We start from the raw sequence: 9,214 nt of genomic DNA, 5'->3' as shown, positions 1-9,214 counted from the left end.
CCCTTGCGGGTGGTCGCGGCCGGCGACGACACGGCGGGATCCGCTTGGATCAGGGGCAGGTCGGACACGTGTCCTCGCCTCTCGCCGTCGTCAGTCGGTGAAGATCGACTTCTTCTGGTTCTCGATGCTGGTGAGCAGCCCGCTGATGTCCTTCGGGTCCTTGATGAACTGCTGGAGGGCAGGGATCATCACCGTGGAGGCGAAGTCGGGCCGGGTGTCCCGGTCGAGGAACTGGGCGATCTCGGTGGCCGAGCCGACCAGCTCGGCGGCCTTCTTCTGCAGCGCGGTGTAGCCGCCGGTGTCGGCACCGCCGTTGGCGACCAGGGTGCTCGGGTCGTTCTTGACGGTGACGTCGGCCGCGTCCTTCGAGCCGAGATACTCCAGCAGCTTCTTGGCGTTGGCCTCGGACTTCGGCTTGCGGGCCATCATGTAGCCGTCGATCGGCGCGTCCAGGGCCTTCGCACCGATCGCCGGGTCGATCTCCGGGAAGGTGAAGAAGTCCAGGTCGTCCTGCTCGTTGTCGGCGAACTGCTGGGCGACGAAGAGGCCGAGAAGATACATGCCGGACTTCTTCTGCTGCAACGACTGGGCCGCCTCCTGCCAGGTCCGGCCGAGGCTGTCGGGCTGGTGCAGCGGCAGCAGGCCGGCCCAGGTGTCGAAGACCTTCTTCACCTTGTCGGAGGTCCAGGCCTCCTTGCCGGCCATCAGGTCGACGTGGAACTGGTAGCCGTTGATCCGCAGGTTGAGGATGTCGAAGGTGCCCATCGCCGGCCAGCCGTCCTTGTCGCCGAAGGCGATCGGGCTGAGGCCGTCCTTCTTCATCTGCGCGCCGAGGGCGTTCAGCTCGTCCAGGGTCTTCGGCACCTGGTACCCGTGCTGCTGCCAGACCGACTTGCGGTAGAACACCGCCCACGGGTAGTACGACGCCGGCACGAAGTACTGCTTGCCGTCGTCGCCGGTCGACGCCTTCTTGAACGCGTCGGAGTAGCCGGAGAGCTTGCCCCACACGTCGCTGATGTCGCCGGCCAGGCCCTTCGCCGCGAAGAACCGCATGCGGTAGCCGGCGAACCAGGTGTAGACGTCGTCCGGCTTGCCCTGCAGGTAGTTGTTGATGTTCTCCTGGAACGTGTTGTGGTCGACCGTGTTGATCGCGACCTGGATGCCGGAGGCGGTCTGGAACCCGGCCATGACCTTGGCGATCACGTCCTTGGGGTTGGGGTCGGACTGGTTCGAGCCGAGCGACACCGTCTTCGACTCCGTGCTGCTGGACCCGGAGTCCGAGCCGCAGCCGGCGAGCAGGCCGGTGCCGAGCAGGGCGCCCGTGCCGGCCGCGCCGGCCAGCAGCGAGCGCCGGCGCAGGCCGGCGACAGAGGGGGGTACGAGCCGGGCGAGGTACTCGGCCTGGTTACGGGGACGGGACATGGTGCCTCCTGCGAACGAAGAAGGTGTGCGGCACCCGGGGGAGGGGTGGGGGTGGTGAGGCGGTAGGGCGTTCGGGAATGCCACAGCGGATCCACCGTGAACCCACATCAGCGAACACGAACGGCCATAGGCGCCTCAAGCTACTCGTCCGCCCGGCGCTGTCAAGAGCCGATCTGTCGATCGAAACCGGGCCGTGACAAGGGGATCGATGAGGTAAACGTTGTAAAGAAGTCCGATGTTGAAAAGTGTTGACTTGGTTTGGGGATGCCGGGCACGCTGTGCCCTCATGCGGGATCGACAGGACAGCGGCTGGCAGGGCGACGGCATCTTCTACGGCGCCGACTACAACCCCGAGCAGTGGCCCGAGCAGACCTGGGCCGAGGACGTGGAGCTCATGCGCCGCGCCGGGGTCAACCTGGTCTCCGCCGGCATCTTCTCCTGGGCCCTGCTGGAGCCGGCCCCCGGCCGGTACGACTTCGACTGGCTCGACCGCGCCCTCGACACGCTGCACGCCGGGGGGATCCAGGTCGACCTCGCCACCGCCACCGCCAGCCCGCCGCCGTGGCTGGCCCACGCCCACCCCGAGACGCTGCCCCGGCGCGCCGACGGCACCATCCTCTGGCCGGGCGGCCGGCAGGCATACTGCCCCAGCTCGCCGGTGTTCCGCGAGCGCTCGCTCGCCCTCGTCGAGGCCGTCGCCACCCGGTACGCCGACCACCCCGCCGTGGTGATGTGGCACGTCTCCAACGAGCTGGGCTGCCACAACGTGCACTGCTACTGCGACGTCAGCGCGGCGGCGTTCCGGGGCTGGCTGCGCGAGCGCTACGGCGACCTAGCCGCCCTCAACGACGCCTGGGGCACCACCTTCTGGAGCCAGCGGTACGGCGACTGGGCCGAGATCAACCCCCCGCGCACCGCACCGGCCTTCGCCAACCCCACCCAGCAGCTCGACTTCCTGCGTTTCTCCTCCGACGAGCAGCGGGCCCAGCTGCGCGCCGAGCGCGAGCTGCTCAAGCGGCTGGTCGGCCAGCCGGTCACCACCAACTTCATGATCGGCATGGGCACCAAGCACATGGACTACCACTCCTGGGCCGCCGACGTGGACCTGGTCGCCAACGACCACTACCTCACCGCCGCCGACCCGCAGTCGCACGTCGGGCTGGCCCTGGCGGCCGACCACACCCGGGGCGTCGCCGGGGGCGCGCCGTGGCTGCTCATGGAGCACTCCACCAGCGCCGTGAACTGGCAGCCCCGCAACGTGGCGAAGGCCCCCGGGCAGCTGCGCCGCAACAGCCTCGCCCATGTGGCCCGGGGCGCCGACGGGGTGCTGTTCTTCCAGTGGCGGGCGTCCCGCGCCGGGGCGGAGAAGTACCATTCGGCGCTCGTCCCGCACGCCGGGGCGGACACCAAGGTCTTCCGCGAGGTCTGCCGGCTCGGCGCCGACCTCAAGGCACTCGCCGAGGTACGCGGCAGCCGGGTCGACGCCGACGTGGCGATCCTGTTCGACTACGAGGCGTGGTGGGGTGTCGAGCTGGACTCCCACCCCAGCGTCGACGTCACCTACACCGATCGGCTCACCGCCCTGTACGGCGCGCTGTGGCGGGCCGGCGTCACCGCCGACGTGGTGCACCCGTCGACCGACCTGTCCCGCTACCGCCTCGTCCTGGCGCCGACGCTCTACCTGGTCCGCGACGCCGACGCCGAGGCCCTGCACCGGTACGTCTCCGCCGGCGGCACCGCCCTGGTGACGTACTTCAGTGGCATCGTCGACGAGCACGACCACATCCGCCTCGGCGGCTACCCCGGCGCGTTCCGGGAGCTGCTCGGCATCCGTACCGAGGAGTTCTTCCCGCTGCGCGAGGGCGAGCGGGTCACCCTCGACGACGGCTCCGCCGCCGACGTGTGGACCGAGTGGCTGCACCCGGCCGGTGCGGAGGTCGTCGCCTCGTACGCCGACGGGCCGCTGCCCGGGGTCCCGGCGCTGACCCGGCACCCGGTGGGCGCGGGCGCGGCCTGGTATGCGGGCACCCGGCTGGACGACGCCGCCACCGACCGCCTGGTGGCCCGCCTGCTGGCCGAGGCCGGGGTCCGGCCGGCCGCCGACGCCCCGCCCGGGGTGGAGGTGGTGCGCCGCCGGGGCGACGGGCGGAGCTGGCTGTTCGTCGTCAACCACACCGACCGGCCGGCCCGCATCGCCGCCGCCGGCACCGAGCTGCTCGCCGGCGCCCGCTGCACCGGGGAGCTGGTGGTCGCCCCGGGCGAGGTGGCCGTGGTCCGGGAGGAGGGGTTCGATGCTCGCCCAGCAACGGCAGAGCGCCATCCTTGAGCTGATCCGGCAGCGCGGCGGGGTGCGGGTCAGCCACCTGGTGAGCCGCTTCGGCGTCTCCGACATGACCATCCGCCGGGACCTGGAGGTGCTTGCCGAGCGGGGCCTGGTCGACAAGGTGCACGGCGGGGCGACCCTGGCCGGGCCCAGCTCGGCCGAGGAGCCCGGCTTCGCCGCCAAGTCGATCCGCCAGCGCGACGAGAAGCGGGCCATCGCCGAGCGGGCCGCCACCCTGGTCGAGCCCGGCATGGCCATCGCGTTGTCCGCCGGCACCACCACGGCAGCCCTGGCGACCCTGCTCGCCGACGTGCGTGGGCTGACCGTGGTGACCAACTCGATCCCCGTCGCCGACGCGCTCTACGAGGACCCGCGCGCCGACCGCACGGTCGTGCTCACCGGCGGCATCCGCACCCCGTCGGACGCGCTGACCGGGCCGGTGGCCGAGGCCGCGGTCAGCACGCTCAACGTCGACGTGCTCTTCCTCGGCGTGCACGGGATGAGCCCCCGCACCGGCTTCACCACCCCCAACCTGCTGGAGGCCGGCATCAACCGGCGGCTCGTGCACGCCGCCCGGCGGCTGGTGGTGCTGGCCGACCACACCAAGTGGGAGACGATCGGCATCGCCACCATCGCGCCGCTGGCCGACGCGGACGTGCTGATCACCGACGCGGGGCTCGACCCGGCCGCCCGCGCCCAGCTCGCCGAGCAGGTGGGCGACCTGCTGGTGGTGCAGGTGTGAGGCGCGCGGCGTGTTCCCAGGCATCTCACAGGGGTGCCGGCTAGGGTCGGTCGGGTGAGCTGCGACGCTCCAGGGTGGAGCGCGCACCTGCGGGAGTGGCGATGGTCTTCAAGAAGATGTTGAGCGCGTTCGGGGTGGGCGGTCCGACGGTGGACACCGTCCTGGCGAACCCGAACACCCGGCCCGGCCTGGCCCTCGACGGCCAGGTCAACCTGGTCGGCGGGGAAGCGCCGGCCGCCATCGAACAGATCGCCGTCGGCCTGGTCACCCGGGTCGAGATCGAGGGCGGCGACAGCGAGTACGCGGGCATCATGGAGTTCCACCGGATGCCGGTCAGCGGCGCCTTCGAGCTCGCCCCGAAGCAGCAGCTGTCGATCCCGTTCCAGCTCCCGGTGCCGTGGGAGACGCCGATCACCGACGTGTACGGTCAGCGCCTGCACGGCATGACCATGGGCCTGCGCACCGAGGTGGCGGTGGCCCGGGCCGTCGACAAGAGCGACCTCGACCAGGTCGCGGTGCACCCGTTGCCGGTGCAGGAGCGCATCCTGGAGGCGTTCGCCCGGCTCGGCTTCCGCTTCAAGGGCGCCGACCTGGAGCGCGGCCACATCCATGGCGTACGCCAGACGCTGCCGTTCTACCAGGAGATCGAGTTCTTCGCCGCGCCGCAGTACGCGCAGGCCATCAACGAGGTCGAGTTGACGTTCGTCACCAGCCAGCAGGGCATCGACGTGATCCTGGAGTGCGACAAGCGGGGCGGCTTCCTCAGCGCCGGCCACGACGTCTTCGGCCGCTACGCCGTCTCGCACGCCGACGCCGACCGGGTCGACTGGGCGCAGGTGGTCGACGGCTGGCTGCGGGAGACGACGTCCCGCTACGGCGGCCTGCGCGCCCAGGGCTTCGGGGCCCCGCAGGGCTACCCGCCGCAGCACGGCTACCCGATGCAGCACGGTCACGGCCACGGTCACGGCCGGGGCCCCGGGATGGGCGGGATCGTCGCCGGGGCGGCGCTCGGCGCGGTCGGCGGGATGGTCGCCGGCGAGATGATCGAGGACGCCGTCGAGGGTGACTTCGCCGAGGACTGGGGCTTCGGCGAGGAGTAGAACCGCACGTGCGACGGTGGCCCCCCGGGAATCCCGGAGGGCCACCGTGCTGCTCGGAGCTGGTCCGGCGTCAGTGCCGGGCCTTGCGCTCCGCGCCGCTGCGGAAGTTGCTGCCGGCCTTGGCCAGGCCCCGGCTACCGAGGTAACCGATGGTCAGCAGCGTGATGAAGAACCAGGCCTGCGGCGCGCGGAAGATGTCCACGCCGACCGAGTTCTTGCCGACCAGGTACGACGCGGCCAGCACGCCGATCACCGAGGCGACGTAGACCCAGAACTCCGTCGTCGCGAACGACGGCTTGGTCTCCGTGCCCGGCGCCATCATCGGCTCCCGGTGCCCGTCGTGCATCATCGGCATCGGCCGGGTGGGTGCCTCCTGCATCGCGCGGTTCGGCACGTCGTTCATCGCCCGGTTCGGGGCTTCCTGCGTGCGGTTCATCGGCCTGGTGGATGCAGCCTGCGTGCTCATCTTGTCCTCCTCAGGATGCGATGAGTCCCTACTGCGCTCCCTCGCCCCGCTACCGCGTTTCGGCCACGGCACGGTTCACGTTCGTGGCGGGGGCACCCCCCGACTACCCGGCGGCCCGCCGAGGTAACACCCGCCGGGCCCCGAATAGCAGCACGGTCACCCGCGCCGTCGGGGCGCGTCCGGCCGCCCCGTGGTCGGGGCGTGTTTGGTCGCCCGCTGGTGGGGCACGCAGGGAGATTCCGACACTTCTGCGAGGTGATGGACGTGCGTGAGGACGACACGATGCGGGAGTCCGCCCGCAAGAGCGAGGAACGGATCGCCAGCGGCGTCTACGGCGAGGGGGCCCTCGACGAGGTCACCGTGCCGCAGACCGACGTGCAGCGGGTCATCCAGGACGAGGATCCGGACGACCCGGCGCACGTCCGGATCGACCCGGCGGTGCTGCGCGACGGGGGCCCCACCCGAGGCCAGGGCGCGATCACGACGACCGGCGGCACGGCCGGGCCGGCGAGCACCCGTCGGCTGGCCCGGCAGCCGGAGCGGCACCCGGGGAAGGTCGCCCCGACCACCACCGGCGACGCCACCACGGGCGGGCTGAGCACCCCGGCCGGCGGCGCGACCAGCGACCAGTCCAGCAGCGCCAGCCAGGTCGGCAACTTCACCGAGGAGTGACGCCGCGCCGAAAGCGCCTCGACCACGCCAATCTTGGACAGTTACCGTCCGCTGTAGACAGCAACTGTCCAAGATCCGGGCGGGGCCAAGGCCCGGGCGGGCCGGGGAATCGGGTGGGGTCGGGGAATCGGGTGGGCCTGGGTCAGGTGGGGCGGAGGACGCCCAGGCGCTGGGTGGCGCGGGTGAGCGCGACGTAGAGGTCGCTGTGCCCGCGCGGCGACTCGGCGACGATCCTGTCCGGGTCGACCACCAGGACGGTGTCGAACTCCAGCCCCTTGGCCTGGGCCACCGTCAGCAGCACCACCCGGCTCTCCAGCTCCGGGTGGTCGCCGACGGCCGCCTCGGGCAGCGCCGCGACCAGGGCCGTCCCCAGCGCGTCGACGCGCCCGGCGGGCACGATGACCCCGAGCCGCCCGTCGGCCAGGCCCGCCGCCTCGGTGACCGCGACGTCGGCCAGCTCGTCGGTCAGCCGGTCCTCGGCGACCACGCGGTCCCACGGCGGCACCCCGCTCTCCCGCACCGAGCGGGGCGGGCGCAGGTGCGGGTCGATCTCGGCCAGCACCCCGGCCGCCACCGACATGATCTCGGCGGGGGTGCGGTAGCTGACGGTCAGCTCCTCCAGCCGCCACCGCTGCGCCACGTACGGCTCCAGCGCCTCGGCCCACGACGGGGTGCCGGAGAGCGCGCCGGTCTGCGCCACGTCCCCGACGATCGTCATGGACCGGCTGGGGCAGCGGCGCATCAGCAGCCGCCAGGCCATCGGCGACAGCTCCTGCGCCTCGTCGACGATCACGTGCCCGAACGCCCAGTTCCGGTCGGCGGCGGCCCGCTGGGCGGTGGTCAGCCCGTCGTCGGACTGCTGCCGTTCCAGCAGCCGGTCGGCGTCCAGCAGGTCGGTCACCCCGAGGATCTCGCCGCCCTCCGCTTCGTCCTCCACGTCGATCGACCGGGAACCCCGGGCGATCTCCAGCACGCCCTCGGCGTACTCGCGTTGCAGGGCGCGGATGCGTTCCCGGCGGGCTTCGGCGGCCCGGTCGTCCTCGCCGAGCAGTTCGGCGGCCTCGTCCAGCAGCGGCACGTCGGCCGGAGCCCAGCCGCCCGGCTCGCGGCGCAGCGACGCCCGCTCGGCGTCGGTCCAGTCGGGCGTGACGGCGGCGATGCGGCCCGGGTCGGCGTACAGGTCGGCGAGCAGGCGCTGCGGGGTGAGCACCGGCCAGAGCTGGTCCAGGGCGGCCCGTACCCCGGGCTCCTCGCGCAGTTCCCGGCGGATCTCCGCGACGTCGGCCTCGTCGAGCAGGTTGTCCCCGCCGAGCGGGTCCGCGCCGATGCGGTCGGCGACCTGGGCGGCGAGGGCGTGCACGACCTCGACGTCGAAGACCGCCCGGGCCAGGTTGTGCGGCCGGCCGGAGTGGCGGGCCCGGTCCCGGGCCGCGCGGACGGTCTCCGGGGCCAGCGGTAGCACCTCCCGCTCGACCTCGATCTCCAGCGGCTCGTCGGGCACCCACTGCCGGTCCCGCACGGCCGCGGCCAGCACCTGCGCCATCTCCGCCCGGCCCTTGAGCGCCGCCGTCCGCGCCGGCTCCGCCCGCCGGGCGCTGACGCCGGGGAACAGGTCGCCGGGGGTACGCAGCAGCACGCCCGTCTCGGCCAGCGCCGGCAGCACCTGGGAGATGTAGCGCAGGAACGTCTCGTTCGGGCCGACCAGCAGCACGCCCCGGGTGGCCAGCTCCCGCCGGTGGGTGTAGAGCAGGTACGCCGCCCGGTGCAGCGCGACAGCCGTCTTGCCGGTGCCGGGGCCGCCCTGCACGACCAGGGTCCCGGGCAGGTCGGCGCGGATGATCCGGTCCTGCTCGGCCTGGATGGTCTCCACGATGTCGCGCATCCGGCCGGTGCGGCCGGCGTTGAGCGCGGCGAGCAGGGACGCCTCGCCGGTCAGCTCCTCGTGGGCGGTGGGGGAGGCGGTGGCCAGGTCGAGCACCTCGTCGTTGAGGGCGACCACCTTCCGCTGCCGGGTGCGCAGGTGCCGGCGCCGCCGTACGCCCTGCGGGTTGGCGGCGGTGGCCAGGTAGAAGGCGCGGGCGGCGGGGGCCCGCCAGTCCATCAGCAGCGGGTCGTAGTCGCCGCCGGTGTCGAAGATCCCGATCCGGCCGATGTAGTGGCGGGCGTCGTCGTCGGTGTCCAGCCGGCCGAAGCACAGCCCGTTCTCCACGGCGGAGAACTGCTCGACCTGCTCGGCGTACATCTTCACGGCGCTGTCGCGCTGGGACCGGGCCTGCTGGGTGCCGCCGGTGGCGCGGAGCTGTTCGGCGAGCCGCCGGGCGGACTGTTCCCGCAGGCCGTCCAGCCGGCCGTAGAGCATCCAGACGTACTCCTGCTCGTGGCCGATCTCGTCGTCGTGGCGCAGCTCGTCGGGACCCGCGGAGTGCCTTGACAAGCCTTCTCCCTAATAATTAGAATTGCGTCAGGAACGGCATTTCGCGCGCCGTTCC

General features: G+C 72.4%; 7 protein-coding genes. 4 read left to right on the top strand and 3 right to left on the bottom strand.

Translation table 11 applies throughout. The features are described 5' to 3' along the window. Positions 1-90: 90 nt before the first annotated feature. The gene (locus ACFT41_RS20855) at positions 91-1,422 is read right to left on the bottom strand and encodes an ABC transporter substrate-binding protein (RefSeq protein ID WP_377588040.1); all 1,332 of its coding nucleotides are present in this window, start codon (positions 1,420-1,422) and stop codon (positions 91-93) included. 286 nt (positions 1,423-1,708) lie between these two features. Between ACFT41_RS20855 and ACFT41_RS20850 the strand changes: the two genes are divergently transcribed. The 3 genes from ACFT41_RS20850 (at position 1,709) to ACFT41_RS20840 (ending at position 5,587) form a co-directional block, all read left to right on the top strand. Beyond that, positions 1,709-3,748: a beta-galactosidase gene (locus ACFT41_RS20850; RefSeq protein WP_377588039.1), complete on the top strand. Its 2,040-nt coding sequence runs from the start codon at positions 1,709-1,711 to the stop codon at positions 3,746-3,748. Then, positions 3,714-4,487 carry a DeoR/GlpR family DNA-binding transcription regulator gene (locus tag ACFT41_RS20845; RefSeq protein ID WP_377588038.1) on the top strand — a complete coding sequence of 258 codons (774 nt, stop codon included), beginning with the start codon at positions 3,714-3,716 and terminating at the stop codon, positions 4,485-4,487. Before ACFT41_RS20850 ends, ACFT41_RS20845 begins: the two co-directional genes overlap by 35 nt. Positions 4,488-4,588: 101 nt before the next feature. Further along, a complete protein-coding gene (locus tag ACFT41_RS20840) occupies positions 4,589-5,587 on the top strand; it encodes a sporulation protein (RefSeq protein ID WP_377588037.1) in 999 nt (332 codons plus the stop codon). A gap of 70 nt (positions 5,588-5,657) precedes the next feature. Here the strand turns inward: ACFT41_RS20840 and ACFT41_RS20835 are convergent, their stop codons facing one another. Then, the gene (locus tag ACFT41_RS20835) at positions 5,658-6,053 is read right to left on the bottom strand and encodes a hypothetical protein (RefSeq protein ID WP_377588036.1); all 396 of its coding nucleotides are present in this window, start codon (positions 6,051-6,053) and stop codon (positions 5,658-5,660) included. Positions 6,054-6,317: 264 nt separating this feature from the next. On the opposite strand from ACFT41_RS20835, the gene ACFT41_RS20830 reads away from it, so the two are divergent. Then, the gene (locus tag ACFT41_RS20830; RefSeq protein ID WP_377588035.1) at positions 6,318-6,725 is read left to right on the top strand and encodes a hypothetical protein; all 408 of its coding nucleotides are present in this window, start codon (positions 6,318-6,320) and stop codon (positions 6,723-6,725) included. Positions 6,726-6,867: 142 nt separating this feature from the next. Here ACFT41_RS20830 and ACFT41_RS20825 read toward each other — a convergent pair whose 3' ends face one another. Continuing rightward, positions 6,868-9,084 (bottom strand): HelD family protein, encoded by a 2,217-nt coding sequence (locus tag ACFT41_RS20825; RefSeq protein ID WP_377588043.1) that lies wholly within the window; start codon positions 9,082-9,084, stop codon positions 6,868-6,870. Positions 9,085-9,214 lie beyond the last annotated feature (130 nt).

Origin of the sequence: Micromonospora sp. NPDC057141 (assembly GCF_042670805.1) — a bacterium.
Taxonomy (GTDB): domain Bacteria; phylum Actinomycetota; class Actinomycetes; order Mycobacteriales; family Micromonosporaceae; genus Micromonospora.
Note: the sequence above shows the minus strand (reverse complement) of the source record. Positions and strands in the feature narration are given on the sequence as shown.

What these genes read in the sequence shown, in the direction of transcription:
- ACFT41_RS20855 (WP_377588040.1), bottom strand. Translation starts at nt 1,422, where the DNA reads ATGTCCCGTCCCCGTAACCAGGCCGAGTACCTCGCCCGGCTCGTACCC.
- ACFT41_RS20850 (WP_377588039.1), top strand. Translation starts at nt 1,709, where the DNA reads ATGCGGGATCGACAGGACAGCGGCTGGCAGGGCGACGGCATCTTCTAC.
- ACFT41_RS20845 (WP_377588038.1), top strand. Translation starts at nt 3,714, where the DNA reads ATGCTCGCCCAGCAACGGCAGAGCGCCATCCTTGAGCTGATCCGGCAG.
- ACFT41_RS20840 (WP_377588037.1), top strand. Translation starts at nt 4,589, where the DNA reads ATGGTCTTCAAGAAGATGTTGAGCGCGTTCGGGGTGGGCGGTCCGACG.
- ACFT41_RS20835 (WP_377588036.1), bottom strand. Translation starts at nt 6,053, where the DNA reads ATGAGCACGCAGGCTGCATCCACCAGGCCGATGAACCGCACGCAGGAA.
- ACFT41_RS20825 (WP_377588043.1), bottom strand. Translation starts at nt 9,084, where the DNA reads ATGCTCTACGGCCGGCTGGACGGCCTGCGGGAACAGTCCGCCCGGCGG.